27 protein-coding genes are annotated in these 22,723 nt (G+C 52.2%); 14 read left to right on the top strand and 13 right to left on the bottom strand.

What is annotated here, in order from left to right; genetic code table 11:
- Window positions 1–135: 135 nt before the first annotated feature.
- A complete protein-coding gene (locus J1781_RS23835) occupies window positions 136–477 on the bottom strand; it encodes a GlpM family protein (protein ID WP_129990372.1) in 342 nt (113 codons plus the stop codon).
- Between the two features lie 307 nt (window positions 478–784).
- Between J1781_RS23835 and J1781_RS23830 the strand changes: the two genes are divergently transcribed.
- Window positions 785–1,996, top strand: a complete 1,212-nt coding sequence (locus tag J1781_RS23830) for a serine hydrolase (protein ID WP_129951519.1) — start codon at window positions 785–787, stop codon at window positions 1,994–1,996.
- 68 nt (window positions 1,997–2,064) lie between these two features.
- On the opposite strand, the gene ybjG is transcribed toward J1781_RS23830, so the two are convergent.
- Window positions 2,065–2,670 (bottom strand): undecaprenyl-diphosphate phosphatase, encoded by a 606-nt coding sequence (gene ybjG / locus J1781_RS23825; RefSeq protein WP_129951518.1) that lies wholly within the window; start codon window positions 2,668–2,670, stop codon window positions 2,065–2,067.
- A 270-nt stretch (window positions 2,671–2,940) separates the two neighbouring features.
- Between ybjG and J1781_RS23820 the strand changes: the two genes are divergently transcribed.
- From J1781_RS23820 to J1781_RS23810, 3 genes are all read left to right on the top strand, one after another.
- Entirely contained in the window at window positions 2,941–3,456 is a 516-nt protein-coding gene (locus J1781_RS23820) for a GNAT family N-acetyltransferase (protein ID WP_217219711.1), read from the top strand.
- A complete protein-coding gene (locus J1781_RS23815; RefSeq protein WP_129951516.1) occupies window positions 3,449–3,736 on the top strand; it encodes a hypothetical protein in 288 nt (95 codons plus the stop codon). Before J1781_RS23820 ends, J1781_RS23815 begins: the two co-directional genes overlap by 8 nt.
- Window positions 3,737–3,936: 200 nt before the next feature.
- Window positions 3,937–4,302 (top strand): bleomycin resistance protein, encoded by a 366-nt coding sequence (locus J1781_RS23810; RefSeq protein ID WP_217219713.1) that lies wholly within the window; start codon window positions 3,937–3,939, stop codon window positions 4,300–4,302.
- 215 nt (window positions 4,303–4,517) lie between these two features.
- Here the strand turns inward: J1781_RS23810 and J1781_RS23805 are convergent, their stop codons facing one another.
- Window positions 4,518–6,200, bottom strand: coding sequence for an aspartate:alanine antiporter (locus J1781_RS23805; protein ID WP_129951515.1), 1,683 nt, complete (start codon window positions 6,198–6,200; stop codon window positions 4,518–4,520).
- A gap of 277 nt (window positions 6,201–6,477) precedes the next feature.
- Here J1781_RS23805 and ybjM point away from each other — a divergent pair, with 277 nt between their 5' ends.
- Window positions 6,478–6,897 (top strand): inner membrane protein YbjM, encoded by a 420-nt coding sequence (gene ybjM / locus J1781_RS23800; RefSeq protein ID WP_258453268.1) that lies wholly within the window; start codon window positions 6,478–6,480, stop codon window positions 6,895–6,897.
- A gap of 68 nt (window positions 6,898–6,965) precedes the next feature.
- On the opposite strand, the gene J1781_RS23795 is transcribed toward ybjM, so the two are convergent.
- Window positions 6,966–7,232, bottom strand: coding sequence for a GrxA family glutaredoxin (locus J1781_RS23795; RefSeq protein WP_013575818.1), 267 nt, complete (start codon window positions 7,230–7,232; stop codon window positions 6,966–6,968).
- Between the two features lie 285 nt (window positions 7,233–7,517).
- Between J1781_RS23795 and nfsA the strand changes: the two genes are divergently transcribed.
- From nfsA to rlmC, 9 genes are all read left to right on the top strand, one after another.
- A complete protein-coding gene (gene nfsA, locus J1781_RS23790; RefSeq protein ID WP_129951514.1) occupies window positions 7,518–8,240 on the top strand; it encodes an oxygen-insensitive NADPH nitroreductase in 723 nt (240 codons plus the stop codon).
- Between the two features lie 18 nt (window positions 8,241–8,258).
- Window positions 8,259–9,161, top strand: coding sequence for a 30S ribosomal protein S6--L-glutamate ligase (gene rimK / locus J1781_RS23785; RefSeq protein WP_129951513.1), 903 nt, complete (start codon window positions 8,259–8,261; stop codon window positions 9,159–9,161).
- A 147-nt stretch (window positions 9,162–9,308) separates the two neighbouring features.
- On the top strand, window positions 9,309–9,791 hold the full coding sequence (locus J1781_RS23780) for a YbjN domain-containing protein (RefSeq protein WP_129951512.1): 483 nt from the start codon (window positions 9,309–9,311) through the stop codon (window positions 9,789–9,791).
- 429 nt (window positions 9,792–10,220) lie between these two features.
- Window positions 10,221–11,330, top strand: coding sequence for a spermidine/putrescine ABC transporter substrate-binding protein PotF (gene potF / locus J1781_RS23775; RefSeq protein ID WP_129951511.1), 1,110 nt, complete (start codon window positions 10,221–10,223; stop codon window positions 11,328–11,330).
- 266 nt (window positions 11,331–11,596) lie between these two features.
- Window positions 11,597–12,730, top strand: a complete 1,134-nt coding sequence (potG, locus tag J1781_RS23770) for a putrescine ABC transporter ATP-binding subunit PotG (RefSeq protein ID WP_129951510.1) — start codon at window positions 11,597–11,599, stop codon at window positions 12,728–12,730.
- Between the two features lie 11 nt (window positions 12,731–12,741).
- Window positions 12,742–13,695 (top strand): putrescine ABC transporter permease PotH, encoded by a 954-nt coding sequence (potH, locus tag J1781_RS23765; RefSeq protein ID WP_129951509.1) that lies wholly within the window; start codon window positions 12,742–12,744, stop codon window positions 13,693–13,695.
- Window positions 13,692–14,537: a putrescine ABC transporter permease PotI gene (gene potI / locus J1781_RS23760; protein ID WP_129951508.1), complete on the top strand. Its 846-nt coding sequence runs from the start codon at window positions 13,692–13,694 to the stop codon at window positions 14,535–14,537. Before potH ends, potI begins: the two co-directional genes overlap by 4 nt.
- Window positions 14,538–14,649: 112 nt before the next feature.
- Complete coding sequence (locus J1781_RS23755) at window positions 14,650–15,096, top strand: YbjO family protein (RefSeq protein WP_129951507.1); 447 nt, start codon at window positions 14,650–14,652, stop codon at window positions 15,094–15,096.
- Window positions 15,097–15,176: 80 nt separating this feature from the next.
- Window positions 15,177–16,307 carry a 23S rRNA (uracil(747)-C(5))-methyltransferase RlmC gene (gene rlmC / locus J1781_RS23750; RefSeq protein WP_217234288.1) on the top strand — a complete coding sequence of 377 codons (1,131 nt, stop codon included), beginning with the start codon at window positions 15,177–15,179 and terminating at the stop codon, window positions 16,305–16,307.
- Between the two features lie 4 nt (window positions 16,308–16,311).
- Here the strand turns inward: rlmC and fliR are convergent, their stop codons facing one another.
- From fliR to fliJ, 9 genes are all read right to left on the bottom strand, one after another.
- Window positions 16,312–17,097: a flagellar biosynthetic protein FliR gene (gene fliR, locus J1781_RS23745; protein WP_129951505.1), complete on the bottom strand. Its 786-nt coding sequence runs from the start codon at window positions 17,095–17,097 to the stop codon at window positions 16,312–16,314.
- A gap of 3 nt (window positions 17,098–17,100) precedes the next feature.
- Window positions 17,101–17,370 (bottom strand): flagellar biosynthesis protein FliQ, encoded by a 270-nt coding sequence (gene fliQ, locus J1781_RS23740; protein ID WP_015697566.1) that lies wholly within the window; start codon window positions 17,368–17,370, stop codon window positions 17,101–17,103.
- 165 nt (window positions 17,371–17,535) lie between these two features.
- Window positions 17,536–18,318 carry a flagellar type III secretion system pore protein FliP gene (gene fliP, locus J1781_RS23735; RefSeq protein WP_129951504.1) on the bottom strand — a complete coding sequence of 261 codons (783 nt, stop codon included), beginning with the start codon at window positions 18,316–18,318 and terminating at the stop codon, window positions 17,536–17,538.
- The gene (gene fliO, locus J1781_RS23730) at window positions 18,315–18,752 is read right to left on the bottom strand and encodes a flagellar biosynthetic protein FliO (RefSeq protein WP_129951503.1); all 438 of its coding nucleotides are present in this window, start codon (window positions 18,750–18,752) and stop codon (window positions 18,315–18,317) included. The genes fliP and fliO overlap by 4 nt, the downstream gene beginning before the upstream one ends.
- On the bottom strand, window positions 18,752–19,168 hold the full coding sequence (fliN, locus tag J1781_RS23725) for a flagellar motor switch protein FliN (RefSeq protein WP_013575804.1): 417 nt from the start codon (window positions 19,166–19,168) through the stop codon (window positions 18,752–18,754). The genes fliO and fliN overlap by 1 nt, the downstream gene beginning before the upstream one ends.
- On the bottom strand, window positions 19,161–20,177 hold the full coding sequence (gene fliM, locus J1781_RS23720; protein ID WP_129951502.1) for a flagellar motor switch protein FliM: 1,017 nt from the start codon (window positions 20,175–20,177) through the stop codon (window positions 19,161–19,163). The genes fliN and fliM overlap by 8 nt, the downstream gene beginning before the upstream one ends.
- Before the next feature lie 7 nt (window positions 20,178–20,184).
- Window positions 20,185–20,685: a flagellar basal body-associated protein FliL gene (gene fliL / locus J1781_RS23715; RefSeq protein WP_129951501.1), complete on the bottom strand. Its 501-nt coding sequence runs from the start codon at window positions 20,683–20,685 to the stop codon at window positions 20,185–20,187.
- Between the two features lie 208 nt (window positions 20,686–20,893).
- Entirely contained in the window at window positions 20,894–22,276 is a 1,383-nt protein-coding gene (locus J1781_RS23710) for a flagellar hook-length control protein FliK (RefSeq protein WP_129951500.1), read from the bottom strand.
- Complete coding sequence (gene fliJ / locus J1781_RS23705) at window positions 22,273–22,719, bottom strand: flagellar export protein FliJ (RefSeq protein ID WP_129951499.1); 447 nt, start codon at window positions 22,717–22,719, stop codon at window positions 22,273–22,275. The genes J1781_RS23710 and fliJ overlap by 4 nt, the downstream gene beginning before the upstream one ends.
- Between the last annotated feature and the right edge of the window lie 4 nt (window positions 22,720–22,723).

Raw genomic sequence — 22,723 nt, 5'->3', positions numbered from 1 at the left:
AGCATGCAGTCTGTTGTAAATGCGTGCAGCATGACCACTTCAGCTTGCGCCAGACGTCATTCAGCGGAGTGCAAACAGCCTCATGCAAGTTTACATCCTGAGGGTTTTATGACTGATATTGTCACGCGGTCTTCATCAGGCATGAAAGCGCGTCCACAGGCTTATCAGTAACCATGCTGCCAGTGACCAGCAGACCACAGCACCGAACAGGGCGTAGTGCAGTTTCATTGAGCCGATGAAAAAATACAAAGAAATCAGATACGCTGTGTAAGGGATCACCGCCCACAGTCCAAAAATAATGGTGGTGCGCAGCGCTTCAATGTTACGTTCTGTGCCGACAATATAATGGGCGATCAGGGCAAAAGTGGGGAACAGCGGAACCAGACCGGCAATGTAATAGTTGCGGGTTTTAGACAATACGCCGATCAGAATCACGACCAGTGCGCCAGTCAGCGCTTTTAACAACAGACCTGTCATTGATGCCCTGTACCTGTTCAGCCGCGGAGGGAAACGTGGTGAATAAGCCCTTTATTGATATAGATATTTTGTATGCTATTTACAGATAAACTGTCCCATCTGAATGAAATGGTCAAGTGCTTACTGCTGGTTTTATCGCCAGTTGGATTTGCGCAAGCAGCGGAAATTTCTACTATTCTTAAGATCTTTACACTATTTAGGTTTATTCCCGACCCGGAAAGCAGTAGGTTCTACACCTGACAGAGTTGCACAATCTGATTGAAAGATAAGATAAATTTCAATTACCCGGACAAAAGCGCTGATACCTATGACAATTTCTTCCCAATTCAAACGGACTTTCATTTACGCGCTGGGCGGTGGAGTTTTGCTGCTGGCGCTTCCTGCCGCTCAGGCGGATAACGCCCCGGTCGCACCTCAGATTAATGCCAAATCCTGGGTGCTTATGGATTACAACAGCGGGAAGATTCTGACGGAATCTAATCCCGATGCGCGTCTTGACCCGGCAAGCCTGAGTAAAATCATGGTCAGCTATGTGGTCGGACAGGCGATCAAATCCGGCAAAATCAAATCTGATGATCTGGTCTCCGTCGGTAATGATGCCTGGGCAACCGGCAACCCGGTGCTGCGCGGCTCCTCCCTGATGTTCCTCAAACCGGGCGATCATGTACCGGTTTCTGAGCTTAACAAAGGTATCGTGATCCAGTCAGGTAACGATGCCAGTATTGCGCTGGCCGATTTTGTGGCGGGTAGCCAGGATTCATTCGTCAACCTGATGAATCGCTATGCTGAGCAACTGAAGCTGCAAAACACGCATTTCAAAACCGTTCACGGACTGGATGCTGACGGACAATATACCTCCGCCACTGACATGGCCCTGTTGTCGCAGGCGCTTATCCGCGATACGCCGGATGAATATGCACTGCACAAAGAAAAAGAATTCACCTTCAATCATATCAAGCAGATTAACCGCAACCGCCTGTTGTGGAGTTCCAGCCTGAACGTTGACGGCATCAAAACCGGATACACATCAGGTGCGGGTTATAATCTGGTTTCGTCTGCCAGCGATTCTACCGGCATGCGTTTAATTGCCGTGGTGATGGGCGCACCAAGTGACCGGATCCGTTTCAACGAAAGCGAAAGCCTGCTGACCTGGGGGTTCCGTTTCTACGAAACACTCACGCCGATTAAAGCGGGTGATGCCTTTACCAGTCAGCGCGTCTGGTTTGGCGATGAGAAAATGGTGCCGCTCGGCGTGGCTGAAAATGCCTCGCTGACAATGCCGAAAGGCCAGCTGAAAAATCTCAAGGCCAGCTTCCATCTGACTAATGCGCAGCTTGAGGCACCGCTGGCGAAAAATCAGGTGGTCGGTACGGTCGATTTCAGTCTGGACGGCAAGGTTATCGAACAGCGTCCTCTGGTGGCATTGCAGGAAGTGAAAGAAACCGGTTTTATTGGCCGTATCTGGGACTTTGTGATGATGAAAATCAGTGGGTTGTGGGGCAGCATCTTCGGTAAATAATCATCTGCCGACATAAAAAAACGAGGCGCAGGTGGCCTCGTTTTTTTTGCTTTGAACGGGGGAGCCGATCAGTGCTGAACCCATCCTTTTTTAATCGGGAACGCAAAACCGAAACGGTAAACCTTACACATCAGCGCGTTAATCGGTTCGCCGAACAAATTCCACACCAGTTGCGCGAACAGACAACCCAGCATACCGACCAGGAACCCGCCCACCATATCCAGCGGCCAGTGCACGCCAAGGTAAATGCGTGACCAGGCGATCGATAAGGCGGTTACCATCAGTAACGCACCTGACCAGAGTCGGTGCCAGAACAGAAAGGCCAGTGCGAAGGTGAAACTGGCCGTGCCGTGATCACTCGGGAAGGAGTCGTCCGGTGAATGATGCAGGAAGTTATAACCAACGCCTTCCACAAAAGGACGGGCATGCGGAAATAACATAGAAAACGTTTTAGCCGTTGTCATCGCAAAAAGGAGTGCAATAGCTGTCTTGCTGATCATCTCACGCTGCTGACCGATACGTTCCTGATGACCCCACAGCCACAAGCCGATAATCAACAGGGGGACAATCATAATCAGGTCATTGGCCAGAAAAGTAGCAAGGTGAATCAGCGCTTTCGGTGAAGCCGGTGTCGCGTTAATCCATAGAAAAACCAAATGATTTAGTTGCTCCATAATACTACCCTCAGTTATACAGGCCAAAATAGCCATCAAAAGAATCCGGCAAAGCGCTGACAGCACAAAAAAATTTCAAATACGTTAATTTGTGCTGTCCGGCAGGTAAAGGGTGCATCGTCTGAATATCCGCTTTCATTGAATAACGGTATAGTTTCACGATGAAATAGAGTGTAAAGAGAAGAACTTAAGGAAGCCTTAAGCCGGCTGTCTTACCCTGTTGCGGGACAACAGGCAGATGTAACGAATGATTTCACAAAAGGTGTCATAATGGAGATTCGTGAAGCTAGATTGGGCGATTTACGCCTGTTGCAGCGTCTGGGGCGGGAAACGTATCGCCATTATTTTGGTGGTTTATGGCAAAACGATGAAGAGCTGGATGCTTTCCTGGCGGAAGATTTTGGTGATGAGGTGATAGCCCGTAGCCTTAAAAGCCATGATTATTGCTGGCTGGTTGCGCAGGATAAGGGGGAGGCCATCGGTTTCGCTAAGCTGCATTTTAATGTGTCGCCGGATGGTACAGAAGGCCGGGGGGCGAAGTTATGCAAACTGTATTTCACGCCAGAGAACCGTTCGCGCGGCCTGGGGACGGACGTTTTCGCTTTCGCTGAACGCGTGGCAAAAAATCATCATCAGCCCGTTCTCTGGCTGGACGTATTGCAAAGTAATCTGCCTGCTATCGGCTTTTATCAGCGTCAGGGGATGCATTGTGTCGCTGAGACGGCTTATGTGACCGCCACCCAAACCACCAGGTTGTGGATCATGAAAAAGGATATCAATGATTAAATTACGCCTCGGCGGTTTGTTTATCACACTGGAAGCGGGGGAAGATATTCCTTATGCACCGGAATTTTGTGAACACTACACCTACCTTTTACATCCGGTTGCGGGCGGCTATGAGATTTTACGCTACGATGCTTATTCCGGCTGGCATAAACGCCCCGATCAGTTATTTGAAGACGGTCATCAGGCCTTTATATTTGCTTATCAGGCGTACGAGAAGGAATGGAATCAGACCGACGGACGTCTGGGGGGAAAAGGCCAACATCTCGAGCGGATCATGTAATAACCCGAGGACAAGGTTGCTACCGGTCTGATGTATCCGTTCTGATAAAAACGCCATGCCCCTTTAGTTCCGGAGCTCCGCGTCTCATGTGCCTGATTCCCTGCCTGTTGGCAGGGAATGACATAGTTAAGACCTTTTCTTTCCTCATCCTTTTTGCTCAGGCATCATGGCGTGACATTCAACACACCACTGAGGCCAGGATGACGGATTACGCCACACCCAATCTTCCTTCACGTGATTTCGAAAAAACCCAGCGTTTTTATAGCAGTTTTGGATTCACCACGACGTATGTTGATGACGGCTGGCTGATCATGGCCCGCGGCACGATTACGCTGGAGTTTTTCCTGCATACGGACGTTGATCCGCTCACCAGCTGGTTCAGTTGCTGTCTGCGTGTCGATAATGCCGGTGATTTTTTTGATGCTTTAATTGCTGCCGGAATAGGGCAGGACGACACCGCTCATCCGCGTATCCACCTGCCAACCATGCAGTCATCCGGGCTGAGAATGGGCGCGATGATCGACATCGACGGAACGCTGGTGCGGGTGATTGAAAACGAGAAATAAGCAGTAAAGGTTTGTTTTGTAAAGCAGAAAAGAAAAAACCCGGCAATCTTGAACCTAAACAGGCGGGATTGACGGGCTCTCCAAATTTGGGGACTTCAAAGAAAAGCAGTGGCACTAATTAAGACTCTGGCTAACGTTAAAAGTTCGTATGATGTGGCAAAAATTTAAAAAAGGGATTGATTTTTTTTTGCCACATTATTGTTCAACAGGTTACGTCATGCCCCCGGCCAGATGATAACGATCAACGTACCGGCGAGCGTCAGTAATACGTTAGCAATGGCATAAGTTCCTGCATAACCGAGTGCCGGAATGTTACTGCGTGCCGTGTCGCTGATGATCTCCATTGCCGGGGCGCAGGTACGTGCGCCCATAATGGCTCCGAACAGCAAAGCGCGGTTCATGCGTAAAACGTATGCCCCGAAGATAAAGCAAATCACCACCGGCACCAGGCTGACAATCAGGCCGGAAATGAGCATCTGACCGCCTACCGCGCCAAGACCGTTATTGATACCCGCGCCTGCGCTTAAGCCGACACCCGCCATAAAGACCATCAGGCCAAACTCTTTCACCATGTTCAGCGCGCCCTGCGGGATATAACCGAAAGTAGGGTGATTAGCACGCAGGAAGCCGAGCATGATCCCGGCGAACAATAACCCGGCAGCGTTACCGATGCCGAAGCTGAAGTTTTTGAACTGGAAAGTGATGAGACCGATCATCAGGCCGACAATAAAGAAGGCGCAGAAGGCCAGCAAATCGGTGAGCTGACTGTGTACCGAGATAAACCCGATACGCTCAGCCACGCTTTTCACCCGTTTTGCATCGCCGCTGACCTGCAACACATCGCCTTTATTCAGCACGATACTGTCGTCAATAGGCATTTCAATCTGGCTGCGGATCACGCGGTTAAGGAAACAGCCCTGATCGGTGAGGTTCAGCTGACTCAGACGCTTGCCGACCGCGTGGTTATTCTTAACCACCACTTCTTCGGTCACGATGCGCATATCGAGCAGGTCGCGGTCAAAAACTTCCTTGCCGTTACGAAAACTCGGATCGAGGCGTGAATGTGCGTCCGGATAGCCGACCAGTGAGATCTCGTCGCCCACCTGTAATACCGCGTCGCCATCCGGAGTCGCCAGAATACCGTTACGGCGGATACGCTCGATGTAACAACCCGTCTGGCGATAGATCCCCAGTTCGCGCAGGTTTTTGCCATCAGCCCAGGCGACCAGTTCTTGTCCGACGCGATAGGCGCGGATCACCGGCAGATAGACTTTACGTTTACTGTCGGTATCCAGGCCACGCTCGCGCGCGATTTGCTGGGCACTGGTGGGCAGATCCTGATGTTGCAGCTTTGGCAGATAACGAGCGCCGAAAATCAGGCTGACCAGACCGATGAGATAGGTCAGGGCGTAGCCGAGGCTCAGGTTATCCAGTTCAGGACCAAGCAGTTTGTTGCCGCCCATGGTATTACGCAGCGTATCTCCGGCACCCACCAGAACCGGGGTTGACGTCATCGACCCGGCGAGCATACCGGCGGTGAGACCGATGTCCCAGCCGAATACGCGTCCGAGTCCGAGGGCCAGTAACATGGCGCTGCCAACCATCACCAGTGCCAGCATGAAATAATTTTTGCCATCACGGAAGAAAATGGAAAAAAAGTTTGGCCCTGCTTCGACGCCTACGCAAAAAATAAACAGCATAAAGCCCAGGTTGAGCGCTTCAGTATTGATACTGAAATGCTGCTGACCCAAAAGCAGCGAAACCACTAATACGCCAATAGAATTTCCGAGCTGAACGGAACCCAGACGAATTTTCCCCAGGCACAGACCGAGTGCTAAAACTACAAATAATAACAGGATGTAATTCCCGTTTAACAAACTAGCGACGTTTATATTCACAAGGATAACTTATTGTTTACCAACAAATTCTTGATATAGGAGAATGTAAAGGATAAATTCAGAAACGGTATATTCCTACTCAAACTCACACCCTCTGTCGCCGATGTCAGTGGCGTGGAAAAGTGGGTTTCGGGCGTCATTTTAGTCATAGAACGCCGGTTCAGCCAGAGAAAAGCCCGTATAAATATTCTGAAAGCTTTTTTTGTGTTTCGCGGGAGTGCGTGGCACGTCAGGGAAATGAGCCAGAAGGCTCTGACAGGTAATAAAGAACACATTGGTGCTGCAGTTAACCTGTGAAATCTCGCCAACTTTAAGGAGGAAGAAAATGGCCCTTTGGCGAAACGTATTTGCGGCTGTAATTTGTTGCATAATTTTCTTAATTATATTTATTTTATTAAAAAATGGTTGGGTAATTGTTATAAGTGTCGCGCCCGGTCCAGAATATGGTCTGTTATTATTTCTGCTGCCGGGGGTGGTTACCGCTCTGATTTCCCGTGATTCGGCGATATTTTCGTCTTTTATTGGTGGTCTGGCTTCTATCCCTGTGTGTTTCTTATTGCGTATGGCTTTTTATCCACGCGTTCGTCCGCTGTTTCAGGAACTGGCGTATGCCACCAGCGCAATATTCTGGTGCGTTTTGGGCGCCATGCTGGTTCAGTTGCTGGTGGTTGTTTACCGGCAGTTCAGGCATGACTGAAACCTGAAACCATAAAAAAGGCGCTCAGTGAGCGCCTTTTTGCTGTGTGTATGTCTTTATTTTTCAGTTCAGTTACTGAACAGTGCCAGATGCTCTTTGGCATAGGCTTCGAAATCAGTGCAGCCGCCGATGTGTTTCTGATCGAGGAAAATCTGCGGAACGGTTTCAACCGGTTTACCCACGGTTTTTTCAAGGTCGGCTTTAGTGATGCCTTCCGCGTGGATATCGATGTAGCGGAAGTTGAAATCATCACGCTCTTCAGTCAGTTTTTCAGCCAACTCCTTTGCGCGTACACAATAAGGACAGCCAGGACGTCCGAAAATTACTGCAAACATGGAGACTCCTTTGTTAATGCCAACGAGATAAATGAAAAGGGAATGTTTGTTTTTTGTTATCCACATCACCTTTTTGATGTCGATACTATGCCTGTTGCAGATCATAAAAAAAAGCAGGAATTACCTGTCAGTCCGATACCTTTGACCTATCTGAATGAACCGGCAGTGATTTCTGGTCACCACACATTGTTGCATCAATTCATACTGCAAGCCTTGCAAACCGTGCTCACAGCATGAATGATTGATAAAACCTTTTTCATTTACCGCCCGTTCAGGAATTTTTTAATGACGCCGACCATCGATCTTCTGCGCTCGCACCGCTCCATCCGTGCGTTTACTCATCAGCCGGTCTCGGACGAGCAACGCGAAGCCATTATTGCCGCCGCGCAGGCTGCTTCGACTTCAAGCTTTCTGCAATGTTATTCCATTATCCGCGTTACCGATCCTGCGATGCGTGAGGTTCTGGTGCAGTACACCGGCGGGCAGAAATACGTCGCCAGCGCGGCTGAATTTTGGGTTTTCTGCGCCGATTTCAATCGTAATTTGCAGATCAATCCCGAGGCTGAACTCGGCCTGGCTGAACAGTTACTATTAGGCTGTGTGGATACCGCGCTGATGGCGCAGAATGCCATGATCGCTGCTGAATCCCTGGGGCTTGGCGGCGTGTTTATCGGCGGTATCCGTAACCAGGTGGAAGATGTTGTGAATTTGCTGAAACTGCCAAAATTTGTAATGCCTTTGTTTGGTCTTTGTATCGGAACACCCGCGCAGGATCATCAGGTTAAGCCGCGTATGCCGCAGTCTTTGCTGGTGCATGAAAACAGCTATCACCCGGTAGATAAAGAGCAACTGGCGCAATATGACGAGGCTTTATCGGCGTATTATCTGCAGCGCGACAGCAATGCGCGACGCGATACCTGGAGTGATTTGATTATTCGTACCCTCAAAAAGGAACAGCGTCCGTTTATGCTGGACGCACTGCACAGGCAAGGTTGGGCAACACGCTAAACGGCGACGGAGTGTCGGATGAAAATTGCAATTCTTTCCCGTGACGGGTCGTTGTATTCGTGTAAGCGCCTGAAGGAAGCGGCGCAAGCACGCGGACATGAAATCGACATTATCGATCCGCTGTCCTGCTACATGAATATCAATCCCGCTGCGCCCAGCGTGCATTATCGCGGGCATCAGCTGGATAAATACCATGCTGTTATCCCCAGAATTGGATCGGCGATCACCTTTTATGGCACGGCAGTGCTGCGCCAGTTTGAAATGCTGGGCAGTTTTCCGCTTAATGAATCAGTGGCGATCACCCGGGCGCGCGATAAATTGCGTTCCATGCAGATTCTGGCGCGCGAAGGGATTGATCTGCCAACGACCGGTTTTGCCAATGCACCGGATGACACTGCCGATTTGATTGCGCTGGTCGGTGGTGCGCCGCTGGTGGTGAAGCTGGTTGAAGGTACGCAGGGGATTGGTGTCGTGCTGGCAGAAACCCGGCAGGCGGCGGAAAGTGTCATCGATGCATTTCGCGGTCTGAACGCGCATATTCTGGTGCAGGAATATATTCGTGAAGCAGAAGGGCGCGATATTCGTTGTCTGGTGGTGGGCAAAAAAGTAGTAGGGGCGATTGAGCGTCAGGCTAAGCCGGGTGATTTTCGCTCGAACCTGCATCGCGGCGGAACGGCCACCAATGTCAAAATTACGCCGCAGGAGAAAGATATTGCTGTTAAAGCCGCGCAGACTCTGGGGCTGGACGTGGCCGGTGTTGATATTTTACGCTCAAACCGCGGGCCGCTGGTGATGGAAGTGAATGCCTCGCCGGGGCTGGAAGGGATTGAAGCCACCACCGGTCTGGATATCGCCGGTATGATGATTGACTACATTGAGCAAAGGGCGCGACCGGGATTTCGTCTGAAATCCGGCGGGTAATTCGTATTTCATCGCGTTAATGAGCATCAACCCGGTAATGATCGTAGCGCTAACCGGCAATATTCCGTAAGCTATGACCCCTTCGTAATGCCGTTGACGTTACGAAGGGGTTGTTTTTTTCGTTGTGTTGAACTCGTGAGGCATTTTATGGATTCGCTCATCGTCCCTGATTTAGCGCAGCTACGGCGCTGGCTGGATCAGTTGGGCATCTCTTTTTTCGAGTGTGATTCCTGTCAGGCTCTCCATTTGCCGCATATGCAGAATTTTGACGGCATTTTTGATGCCAAACTCGATATCGTAGATAATGTGATTTTGTTTTCTGCACTGGCTGAAGTCAAACCGACGGCGCTGATCCCGTTGGTTGCCGATCTGAGCTCGATTAATGCCAGTTCACTGACCATTAAAGCATTCGTGGATATTCAGGATGATAATCTGCCAAAACTGATTGTTTGCCAGTCACTGACCATTGCAGTGGGTGTGACGGAAGAACAGTTTGCTTTCTTCCTGCAACAGGCTGAAGAGCAGATGTCGATGATTATTCTCGAAGCGCATGCCAATGATCTGCTGTTCCTTGGTGATGAAGAAGAAGGCACACCGGTCACTTCCGTGAGTCTGCCTTTGTTGCATTAATTTTCTCTTTCCTGACATTGTTTCCCCTCTGAAGATCCTTTCCTGCGAGCCGTGCTTATTGCGGCTCCGCTGCCTTTATCCGCTTTCGCCATAAGTTATGCTGCATTTGTGTGGTTGTTGCCGGATATTTCACTTTGTTAAAAGGCAAAATGCCAGACGGTATAGACTAAATCTGCATAATTAATCGATAAACGCCGGTTTTGTCTCAGGAGGCTGGTACACAGGGGTTGCAGGCGCTATGCTTCTGACTCTGCATCAAGCGTGATTACGTCGTAAAACCAAACGGTTAATTCGCAGGCAGCGTATGCGCCAACGTTGAATTCCTATGCATATTTCATGGGAGTCGACTGGCAGTTGTGTGAAGGGTTTTGTATCAGTCTCAATGATACAAATTCAATTTTATATTCCCTGTCTTGGAGGTAGTAACGGATGTTCACCCTGCGTAAAAAGTGGTTATCGGGTGTTGTCGCCGGCCTGGTTATGGCTGCGTCCGTCACAGCGTCTGCGGATGAAAAAACGCTGCATATCTATAACTGGTCCGATTATATCGCGCCAAATACCGTGCCTGATTTCCAGAAGGAAACCGGCATTAAAGTGGTTTACGACGTGTTTGATTCCAACGAAGTGCTGGAAGGCAAACTCATGGCAGGCAGTACCGGTTTCGATCTGGTGGTGCCATCGGCCAGTTTCCTCGAACGTCAGCTGGCTGCCGGCGTGTTCCAGCCTCTGGATAAAAGCAAACTGCCTAATTACAAAAATATGGATCCTGAACTGCTGAAGATGGTGGCGCAGCATGATCCGGGTAATAAATACGCGATCCCTTATCTGTGGGCGACGACCGGTATCGGCTATAACGTCGATAAAGTCAAAGCCGTTCTGGGTAAAGATGCCCCGGTAGACAGCTGGGATTTGGTGCTCAAACCTGAAAACCTTGAAAAACTAAAAAGCTGCGGCGTTTCATTCCTCGATGCGCCGGCGGAAATCTACGCAACCGTCCTGAATTATCTGCATCTGGATCCGAACAGCACCAAAGCATCCGATTACACCGGTGCGGCGAACGATCTGCTGCTGAAACTGCGTCCGAACATCCGTTATTTCCATTCTTCTCAGTACATTAACGATCTGGCCAACGGCGACATTTGTGTGGCAATCGGCTGGGCCGGTGATGTGATGCAGGCGTCTAACCGCGCCAAAGAAGCGAAAAATGGCGTAAACGTGGCGTACAGCATTCCGAAAGAAGGGGCGCTGGCCTTCTTCGATGTATTTGCTATCCCGGCGGATGCTAAAAATCTGGATGAAGCCTATCAGTTCCTGAATTACCTGATGGAACCGAAAGTTATCGCGCAAATCAGTAACACCGTTTACTACGCCAGCGGAAACAAAGCCGCGACGCCACTGGTGAACGCAGATGTGCGTAATAACCCGGGCATTTACCCACCGGCTGATGTTCAGGCGAAACTCTTCACCCTGAAAGTTCAGGATCCGAAGATTGACCGTGTCATCACCCGTTCGTGGACCAAGGTCAAAACCGGCAAATAATACTCTTCATCCTTCAGGCTGCCTCTGTGTTGGCTGCGTGAACGCGCCCCGGTCACTGACTTGAGTCAGCTCCCGGGGACTTCTCACTTGCCGCCTTGATGCAACCAGAATGATTTTGAGTATCGCTAACGCGGCTCCGCTTATTGATGGCGGGGCCGCTGACGTTTTGTTTCCGGCTGTATTTTGGGCATACAGATCAGGCACTTTTCCCCCTGACTGTTATGCTTATTTGAACTGCTTTATTCTGATACCGGAGATTTCTCTGAGTGAACGACGCTATCCCCCGCCCGCAGCCTAAGTCCCAGAAAGGCTTTACGCCTTTGCTGGAAATCCGCAATCTGACCAAATCGTTTGAAGGCCAGGCCGCCGTCGATGATGTCAGTCTGACCATATACAAAGGCGAGATTTTCGCACTGCTCGGCGCGTCCGGTTGTGGGAAATCGACATTGTTACGCATGTTGGCGGGTTTCGAGACGCCCACGCAGGGACAAATCGTGCTTGATGGCATCGATCTTTCCCAGGTTCCGCCCTATCAGCGCCCGATCAATATGATGTTTCAGTCCTACGCGCTGTTCCCGCACATGACCGTGGAACAAAACATTGCGTTCGGCCTGAAGCAGGACAAACTGCCGTCTGCGGAAATCAAAAGCCGTGTGGCGGAAATGCTGACCCTGGTGCATATGCAGGAATACGCCAAACGTAAACCGCACCAGCTTTCCGGCGGCCAGCGTCAGCGCGTGGCGCTGGCCCGCAGTCTGGCTAAACGGCCAAAATTATTGCTGCTTGATGAGCCGATGGGTGCCCTGGATAAAAAGCTGCGTGACCGTATGCAGCTGGAAGTCGTGGATATTCTTGAGCGTGTCGGTGCGACCTGCGTGATGGTGACTCACGATCAGGAAGAAGCGATGACCATGGCGGGGCGGATCGCCATCATGAACCGCGGCAAATTTGTGCAAATCGGCGAGCCGGAAGAAATTTATGAGCACCCGACCAGCAGGTTCAGCGCCGAATTTATCGGCTCAGTGAATGTGTTTGAAGGCGTGCTGAAAGAGCGTCTGGACGATGCACTGCTGCTGACGTCTCCCGGCCTGTTGCATCCGCTGAAAGTCGATCCGGATGTTTCCGTCGTGGACGGCGTGCCGGTGTATGTCGCGCTCCGCCCGGAAAAAATCATGCTGTGTGAAGAAGTCCCGCAGGATGGTTGTAATTTTGCGGTTGGCGAAGTGGTGAACATTGCCTATCTGGGCGACCTGTCGATTTATCACGTCAGGTTGCATAGCGGGCAGATGATCACTGCGCAGTTGCAGAACGGTCACCGTTTCCGCAAAGGTATGCCAACCTGGGGCGACGAAGTGCGCCTGTGCTGGGAAGCCGACAGTTGTGTCGTGCTGACTGTCTGAGGGGGATGAAAATGTCTGTAATCTCCGAAATTCCGGCCAGCAAACCGCCGGGCGGATTTAAAGCTTTCACCGGCCGTCTGCAACAGCGTCATGGCCGCAAGCTGGTGATCCTGCTGCCGCTGATGTGGTTCCTGCTGCTGTTTTTATTGCCGTTCCTGATTGTCTTCAAAATCAGTTTTGCTGAAATGGCGCGTGCCATTCCCCCGTATACCGATCTGGTGACCTGGTCAGACGGCATGCTGGATATTGCTCTTAATATCGCCAATTACATCGGTCTGACGCAGGATCCGCTGTACATCGATGCGTATTTGCAATCATTGCAAGTGGCGGCAGTTTCTACACTGCTGTGTCTGCTGATTGGTTATCCGCTGGCGTGGGCAGTGGCGCACAGCCGCACCTCGACGCGCAATATTCTGTTGTTGCTGGTGATCCTGCCGTCATGGACGTCGTTCCTGATCCGTGTGTATGCCTGGATTGGCATTCTCAAAGATAACGGTGTGCTGAATAACGTGCTGCTCTGGTTGCATGTTATTGACCAGCCGCTGGTGATTTTGCATACCAATCTGGCCGTGTATATCGGCATTGTGTATTCATATCTGCCCTTTATGGTGTTGCCGATTTACACCGCGCTGACCCGTATGGATTACTCGCTGGTAGAGGCGGCGCAGGATCTCGGCGCGCGTCCGATGAAGACGTTCTTCAAAGTGATTATGCCGCTGACCAAAGGCGGAATTATTGCCGGTTCGATGCTGGTCTTCATCCCGGCAGTGGGGGAATACGTAATCCCGGAACTGCTGGGCGGGCCGGACAGTAATATGATCGGCCGTGTTCTGTGGCAGGAATTTTTCAATAACCGTGACTGGCCGGTGGCCTCCGCAGTGGCGGTGGTTATGCTGTTGCTGCTGATCATGCCTATCCTGTGGTTCCAGAAATACCAAAACAAAGAGCTGGGAGAGAAAGAATGAATCAGTTACCGGTTGTTCGTTCGCCGTGGCGAATTCTTATTCTGGTGCTCGGCTTTACGTTTTTGTACGCCCCGATGCTGATGCTGGTTATTTATTCATTCAACAGCTCGAAGCTGGTCACGGTCTGGGCTGGCTGGTCTACCCGCTGGTATACTCAGCTTTTCCATGATTCGGCGATGATCAGTGCCGTCGGCATGAGCCTGTCGATCGCGACCGCTGCCGCCACCATGGCCGTGGTGGTCGGTACACTGGCCGCTGTGGTCATGGTACGTTTCAGGCGATTTCGCGGTTCAACCGGTTTTGCTTTTATGCTGACAGCGCCGCTGGTCATGCCTGATGTCATCACCGGTCTGGCGCTGCTGTTGCTGTTTGTGGCGATGGGGCACACGTTTGGCTGGCCGGCCGAGCGCGGCATGTTCACTATCTGGCTGGCACACGTCACGTTTTGTAGTGCCTATGTTGCGGTCGTGGTCTCGGCGCGTTTACGTGAACTGGACCACTCCATCGAAGAGGCGGCGATGGATTTAGGCGCCGCACCGCTGAAAGTGTTCTTTATTATTACGTTGCCTATGATCCTCCCGGCACTGATTTCGGGTTGGTTGCTGGCATTTACCCTGTCTCTCGACGATCTGGTTATCGCCAGTTTTGTCGCCGGGCCGGGGGCGACCACGTTACCGATGCTGGTATTTGCCAGCGTACGTATGGGCGTCAACCCTGAAATCAACGCACTGGCGACGCTTATCCTGCTGGTGGTCGGCATCATCGGTATGATCGCCTGGTGGTTTATGTCGCGGGCCGAAAAACAAAGACGGCGGGAAATACAGCGCGCAGCGCAGAATTAATCCCCGTCATCTCATTTCCTGGCCGATTTGTCATTTTGTTGCCACCTTGATGCAGCACGAATGATTTAGGGGATAGGATGAGTATTCAAAACAATAAGGAAATCATGAGGAAGTGAAATTCGCATTTATCCCTGTTCCCGTGATGATAGGCGCGTCGGCAATTGTCGCGACGCGCTTACTCGAATTTATTTTACTGTTCGATGCCATGGGCTTTTCAGGGCTGATGAGCTTTATCGAAGTCAGTGCAGAGTCCTGGCTGAACTGTTTCATTATGCTGGCCAGTCTGCTGATTGTATTGATCGAATGTCGTGCCGCCTATGCCATGATGCGCGGCCGCCGCTGGGGACGTTGGGCCTTTATCGGCTGTCAGGTAATCGTGGTAGGTTACATGCTGCTCGCGTCATTTGACGGGTTCAGGCCGCGTATCTTTCGTTTTAACGTCGGAACACAGGGCGAATTTCTCTATGCGCTGCTGATGCAAAAAGTCCCCGATATCGTGGTGTTGCTGGTGTTATATCTGCCTGCCAGCAGCCGCAGATACTTTTCACGCCAAAAATAGCCTCGGGTAGTGAGTCTTTCCGGCTGCGCAGTGATAAACTGCGCGCCAGTTTTTACAGCATCTGATGACCGGAAATTTTCATGCATTGCGCACTTTATACCGCCGGAACCTGCCGTTCCTGCCAGTGGATCGACAAACCTTATTTACAACAGTTAGCCGACAAACAGCAGGATCTCAGCGATTTGTTGTCAGCGCTGCCGGTGGATGAATGGTGTGAACCGGTGACGGGTGCGGAAAGTGCATTTCGTAATAAAGCCAAAATGGTGGTCAGCGGCAGCGTGGAACGTCCTTTGCTCGGCATGTTGCACCGCGACGGTACACCGGTCGATTTGTGTGATTGCCCGCTGTATCCGGCCAGTTTTTCCGCTGTCTTTCCCCTGCTCAAAACCTTTATTGCCCGCGCCGGGCTGACGCCTTACAACGTCGCACGCAAACGCGGCGAACTGAAATTTCTGTTACTGACTGAGAGCCGGAAAGACGGCGGCATAATGCTGCGCTTTGTGTTGCGCTCAGACAGCAAACTGGCGCAACTGCGCGCAGCGCTGCCGTGGCTGCAACAGCAGTTGCCGCAGCTGAAAGTGATTTCCGCCAATATCCAGCCGGTGCATATGGCGATCCTCGAAGGGGATACCGAAATTGCGCTGACTGATGTGCAGCGGCTGGAAGAAAATTTTAACCATGTGCCGTTGTTTATCCGCCCGCAGAGCTTTTTCCAGACCAACCCTGTGGTGGCAGAAAAGCTTTATGCCACGGCGCGGGAATGGGTGAGGGCGCGTGGGGATATCCGGCGTATGTGGGATTTGTTCTGTGGTGTGGGCGGTTTTGGTTTGCACTGCGCAACACCGCAGATGAAACTGACCGGCATCGAAATCAGCGCGGAAGCGATTGCCTGCGCGAAAGAATCAGCGGCGCGTCTGGGGCTGAAAAACGTGGAGTTTCAGGCGCTCGATTCCACCGGTTTCGCGACCGGCAAAGGCGAGGTGCCGGATCTGGTGCTGGTGAACCCGCCACGTCGTGGCATCGGCAAAGTGTTGTGCGAATATCTGAGCCACATGGCGCCGGAAACCCTCCTTTATTCAAGCTGTAACGCGAAAACGCTGGCGCAGGATCTGACCTTATTGCCGGATTATCGCATCGTGCGCGTTCAGCTTTTCGACATGTTCCCGCATACCGCGCATTATGAAGTGATGGCGCTGCTGGTGCGGCGTTAAGCCCTCAGTCAGTCGCCAGCTGATTCATGATCAGTACAATCTTATCCAGAATTTCACTGAACAGATGCTCGCTGAACGGGGCAAGCATCGGCATCATCAGGCTGATGGCCAGAATGCCGATGCTGAGTGTCAGCGGGAAACCGATGACGAACACGGAAAGCTGCGGCGTTACACGGTTTAACAAACCGAGCGCCATATTAAGCGTCAGCAACAACGTCACAATCGGTAAGGCCAGCATCATCCCGCCGCTGAACACCATGCTGCCCGCTTTGGCGACCGCCATAAACCCTTCTGCATTGACCGGGTTAGGGCTGACGGGCAGGGTATGGAAACTGTCGGCCAGCAAAGAAATCAGCCACAGGTGCGCGTTGAAACTCAGGAAAAGCAACACCGCCAGCAGGTTTAAAAACTGCGCCAGCAACGGGGTATTAAGACGGTTGCTCGGGTCATAAAACGTCGCAAACGAAATCCCCATCTGCAAACCCATAATTTCACCGGCCATGCGGATAGCGGCAAACGCAAGCTGCATGGTTATCCCTAACGCTGTGCCAATCATAATCTGCTGCATCGCCAGCCACAGTGCAGGCGTGGAGAAAATCGGCGTGTCCACCGGCGGCAGGGAAGGCGCAATCAGGAAGGTGATCATCATCCCCAGACCGAGTTTCACCCGCTTCGGTACGGCTTTTTCACTGGTGATCGGCGCGGTGCTGATCAGCGCCAGAATTCGCAGCAATGGCCAGAAATACATGCTCAGCCATCCGGCTAACTGGGTGCTGTCGAAGGAAACCATAGATTAACCGATGATGTAAGGCAGGTTGGTAAACAACGTACGGATGTAATCCAGCAGCAGGTTCAGCATCCACGGCCCGGCGATCACGATAGTCGCCACAACGGCCAGAATTTTAGGAATGAAAGACAGCGTTTGTTCGTTGATCTGTGTCGCCGCCTGCAACAGGCTGACAATCAGTCCGGTCACCAGCGCGGCCAGTAACAAAGGCGCAGCAACGGCTAATGCAACCTTCATTGCTTCATTGCCCAATGCCATTACCGATTCAGGAGTCATGACTCAATTCTCACAAAAGAAGACGGGCAACTCCCTCCCCTGCGAAGGGGAGGGGTGGGGGATGAATAGCAGCTCACAATTTGAAGTTGCCTGTAAAACCCCCTACCGGCCTCCCCCTTCGCAGGGGGAGGAGCAAAAAACGCCCATTAAGTTTGGCGTTTTGAATTAACTGTAAAAACTCTGCGCCAGAGAGCCGAGTAATAATTGCCAGCCATCGACCAGCACGAACAGCATCAGCTTGAAGGGCAGCGAGATGGTGGCCGGTGGCACCATCATCATCCCCAGCGCCATCAGAACGCTGGCGACCACCAGGTCGATAATCATGAAGGGAATGAATACGGTGAAGCCAATCTGGAAAGCAGTTTTCAGTTCGCTGGTCACATAAGCTGGCAGTAAAATACGCATCGGCACGGCTTCAGGCCCTGCCAGTGGCGGGATGTTAGCCAGCCGGGCATACAGCGCAAGGTCACTTTCGCGGGTCTGACGCAGCATAAACTGACGCAGTGGCTGAGCGCCTTTGTCCATTGCTTCCTGCATGGTGATTTTGTTTTCGGTGAACGGCTGATAGGCATCGCTGTAAATTTTGTCGAAGACCGGCGCCATCACGAAGAAGGTCAGAAACAGGCCAAGGCCGAGCAGCACCTGGTTTGGCGGCGCGGAAGGCGTACCCAGCGCATTTCGTAGTAAACCCAGCACGATAATGATGCGGGTAAAACTGGTACACATCAGCAACATCGCAGGTAACAGGGTCAGTGTGGTGATGAACACCAGCGTCTGGATCGGCAGCGACCAGTTTTGTGCCCCGTTAGACATCTGCTGGCTGATGATCCCCGGTAATTGCGCAAAAGCAGTCGGGCTGGCGAGCAGTAACAGTGGCAGACACAGGTGAGTGAGCAGGCGAACAGGGCGCTGACGGGCAGCGGTAAGGGCGGATTTCAAGAAGGTCATGCCTGCTTTCCCGGACGTTTCAATATTTTCTGCATCAGCTGACGGAAATCAGCTGGCGGGTTATGGGGGGTGCCTGAGTCCGGCGTCTGTCCCGCCGGAGGCGCGCTCAGTGTGTGCAGCGGGGTGATGTTTTGCGCCGTCACACCCAGCACCAGCCAGGTATTATCGACTTCCACGATCACCACTTTTTCACTGCGACCGACCTGTACACTGGCGGTCACTTTCAGCAGTTTGTTATTTTTTGACTGCGGCGCAAAACCAGCGCGCTTAACCACCCAGCCAATAAACAGGATCAGCAGCAGGATGCCGCCGAGCACGGTGCTGACTTGCGTCAGCACGGAACCGGCAGGCAGGGCCTGAGGGGAGCTCTGCGTGGTGGCGTGGTTTACCGGGCCGGAAATGTACGGAGAATCCGTCGCGGCATTCTGACTCATCAGCGGCTCAGACGGCGCATGCGTTCTGACGGCGTGATGATGTCGGTAATACGTACGCCATATTTATCGGCGACCACCACCACTTCACCCTGAGCAATCAGATAACCGTTGATGAGGATATCCAGAGGCTCACCGGCCAGACCGTCGAGCGACACGACGGATCCCTGCGAAAGACGCAGCAGTTCTTTGATGGTCATTTTGGTGCGACCTAATTCCACGGTCAGTTTCACCGGAATATCGAGGATCATGTCGATATCTTGCAAACTGCCGGTTCCGTCCTGGGCACCCAGCGCGGCGAAAACACCGTCAGTTGACGCTTTCGCGCCGCCCGCAGACTGTTGTTCGTTAAACGCATCAGCCCATAAATCGTCAACGTTATCCGATCCGGCGTCAGACGGTTTATTGGTGTCACTCATGGGGCTGTTCCTCATCTAGAGAATTTAAAATTGGGTTGATCAAATGTTCAACGCGCAGGGCGTATTGTTCGTTTAAAGTGCCATATTGGCTGGTCAGTACAGGAACGCCGTCAACGTGGGCGATCAGGCGGTCCGGCTTCTCAATCGGCAGGACATCACCCGGTTGCAGTTTCAGGATCTGAGACAGGCGCAGCGGGATTTCAACAAAATTCGCCACCAGCTCCAGCTCAGACTGCTGAACCTGGTTCACCAGGTTTTCACGCCACTGACTTTCTTCATTGCGTGAGTTTTCGACCGGCGGATTGGTCAGAAGCTCACGTAAAGGTTCAATCATGCTGAACGGAATACAGATATTGAAATCACCGCTCAGCGCGCCGATTTCCACATGGAACGGCGTGGTCACCACGATGTCATTGGGAGACGAAGTAATGTTAGTGAATTTGATCTGCAATTCGGCACGCACATATTCCACGCTCAGCTTGTAAACGCCGCTCCAGGCATCTTCGTAGGCATCCAGTGCCAGGGTGAGCATGCGTTTAATCACCCGCTGTTCCGTGTGAGTGAACTCGCGCCCTTCCACTTTGGTCGGAAAACGGCCATCGCCACCGAACAGGTTATCCACGGCAATAAAGACCAGGCTCGGGGCGAACACAAACAGCGCCGTACCGCGCAGAGGTTTCAGATGGATAAGGTTCAGGTTGGTCGGCACCGGTAAATTACGGGCAAACTCGTGGTAGGGCTGGATTTTGATCGCCCCTACGGTGATGTCCGGGCTGCGGCGTAAGAGGTTGAACAAACCCATACGGAAATGACGGGCAAAGCGCTCGTTAATGATTTCCAGAGCCTGCAACCGCTCACGAACAACGCGACGCTGCGTCGTAGGGTCAAAAGGTTTTACACCGTCATCAGACGCGGCAGTCTGTGTGGCGGTCGTGGTGTCGCCTGCACTGTCACTGTCACCATTGAGCAGCGCGTCGATCTCGGCCTGTGAAAGTATGCTGTCGCCCATAATTTGTTTATCGCAGTATGAAAGCAGTGAAAAGCACGTCGCTGATCGCCTGTGGAGGCTGACCTTTGACCAGTGGTGCGTCCAGAACCTGTTTGATGTCCTGAACCAGCTGTTGTTTACCGGCTTCGCTGACTAAATCCGTCGTCTTCTGACGGGAGAGCAGCAGCAGCAACCGGCTGCGAACTTCAGGCAGGTATTCATTAAGCGTAGCCCGATTTCTTTCGTCCGGCAGACGCAGGGTCAGGCCGATATACAGCACACGGTCAGGATCGTTATCCGCTGTTTGCAGGTTAACGGTGAAGGTATCCAGTGCCAGGAAGATCGGTGCCGCAGGGGGTTCTTGCTTTTTCACTTCAGCCGTCTGTGTTCCATTTCCGGATTGTTGTTTGTGCAACATCCACCAGGCGTAACCGGCCGCACCACAGGCTCCGATGGCAATCAGTAACAGCAGAATCATCATTAACGGCCGCTTTTTCTTACGCGATGCCGAGAGAGCAGAGTCAGACATGGATGAGGCAATTTCCTGTAAGTATGAGCAGTCTGGCGTGAGGAGCACCCTACTGCTGAGTCAATTCTAAGAATGATTATCCCGCTTATCCTGTTGTTCAATAGTCAGAATAGGCGGGATAAATAAGGTCAGCTCTGCCGTTTGAATTAAGGGAGAACTGACCGTCGGTAATTATCTGAAACAATTCTGTGGACTTTTACGCAAATTCCTACGCAAAAATGTCCACGCTGTTATTGCCGCTGACCCGTGACGCTATCGATGCCGGAACCGGCAAAGCATCGCTGGCAGAAGTGTTGCTGCCGGAGTTGAACGCCGCCCAGCTGGCCGCGTTACCTTGCTGCGAACCGGACTGACTTTGCTGCTGGGCCTGTTGCCACTGCGAACTGTCGCTGCCCACGCTGCTCTGACCCAGGCTGATACCATTATCTGCCAGCGCCGTTTTAAGTTCCGGCATGGCGGATTCAATTGCCGAGCGCACGCCGCTGTGACCCGACACAAAATGCAGCTGCGCCTGATTATTTTCAATCTTCATGCTGATCTGGATAGAGCCAAGATCCGCAGGATGCAGACGAAGTTCTGCGGTCTGTTGCCCCTGACGGTTGAACATCATCACTTGCTGACCCAGTTGTTGCTGCCATTCCGGCGTACCGAGCTGTGCGTTAAGCAGTGGCGTGGACGGCGCGGTCACGGCGCTGGTGGTGGTCGGCGTGGTGGACACCGGGGCGGAAGAAACGGCAACAGCCGCAGTGCTCAGCTGATTCAGTGCCTGTGTGCTGTTATCAGAAGGGCGGCTGTCATTTTGCTGTAAAGCCGCGGCATTGCCGGCTGCTGCACTCATTGACGCCAGGGCGCTGCTAAAATCAGGGGTGTTGCCGGTGGTTGCTTTACTGCTGGCTGCATGCTGCGCAGAACCCGCTGTGGTAGTGCCGGAGGCTGCAGCTTTCGGATCGGTATCCGTTACGGCGGCCGTTTTGCCCTCACCGGTCAGTAAGGAAGATGCGGTCAGCCCACCCAGCAGCGAATTTTGCTTATCAGTTGCAGGCGTCTCATTGCGGGTAATTTGCGTGGCTACGGCGGTTGCGGTCTGGACCTGCGGGGCAGGTTGTTGCTGAACCGCCAGCTGAGCGAGCAGGGACTGAACCGAAAGATCAGTGCTGGTGTCAGCGCTGTCTTTATCTTTATCGCTCAGGGCAGCATCTTTGACCGACGCGGTGCCCGCACCTTTCAGAGTGCCAGCCGGCAGTATCTGAATGGCGGCAATCATTTTGCTCAGATCACTTTCATCCAGCATCAGGCTGCCATCTTCTTCACCCGACGCCACCGCCTGCGTCAGTGTCGTTTTATCGACGATCGCCCCTTTGGCGGAAATTTGCTGGCCGAGTTTGGCTAACGTGCTGGTGATTTTAGGATCCACTTTTTCGCCGAGCTGAGCTTCAAGCTGGCTGGCAAAATCAGCCGGGCTGGTTGCGCCGGTATCGGGAATTGTACTGATGTCCGTCGCCGCTGATGTGCTGGCAGATGAACTGCCTGTCGCCGCGCTCGCGGTAGTCTTGGCCGTGGTAACGGCTGCAGGCAAAATGTTCAGATTCATGATTGTTTCTTCCTGTGTGCGCTGCGCTGGGCGAACTCATCGTTCTGCTTTTGATCAATCTTGTTTTCCAGAGAACGTTGTTGCTCACTGGCGCGGGTTTGCAACGTCTGGTATGCATTGAGCCGTTGCTGCTTATCCTGCCACTGGTTAACCGCCGCATTCAGCCGCTGATCCCATTGTTGTAACTGTTTACGGTGCTGCTCAATTGCGACTTCCAGCGTTCCGATAAACTGCTGATAGTTTTGCCAGGTATTCGCGGCAATCCCGCCGGTCATGGTGGAGTTGAGTTTTTCCCGGTATTCACGCTGATAATTGAGCAGCATGGTGAGCTGTTCTTTTGCCTGATGATGCGACTGCCGGATTTGGCCCAAATGACTGGTCGCCTGATCCAGCGCTTTTTGCGCCAGCGAGCAAAGTGTGATTAACGGCGATGAGCTTTCCATTTAT

This window comes from Rahnella perminowiae, assembly GCF_019049695.1.
In the GTDB taxonomy this organism is placed as follows: domain Bacteria; phylum Pseudomonadota; class Gammaproteobacteria; order Enterobacterales; family Enterobacteriaceae; genus Rahnella; species Rahnella perminowiae.
This window is presented reverse-complemented; position numbering and strand designations above follow the sequence as displayed.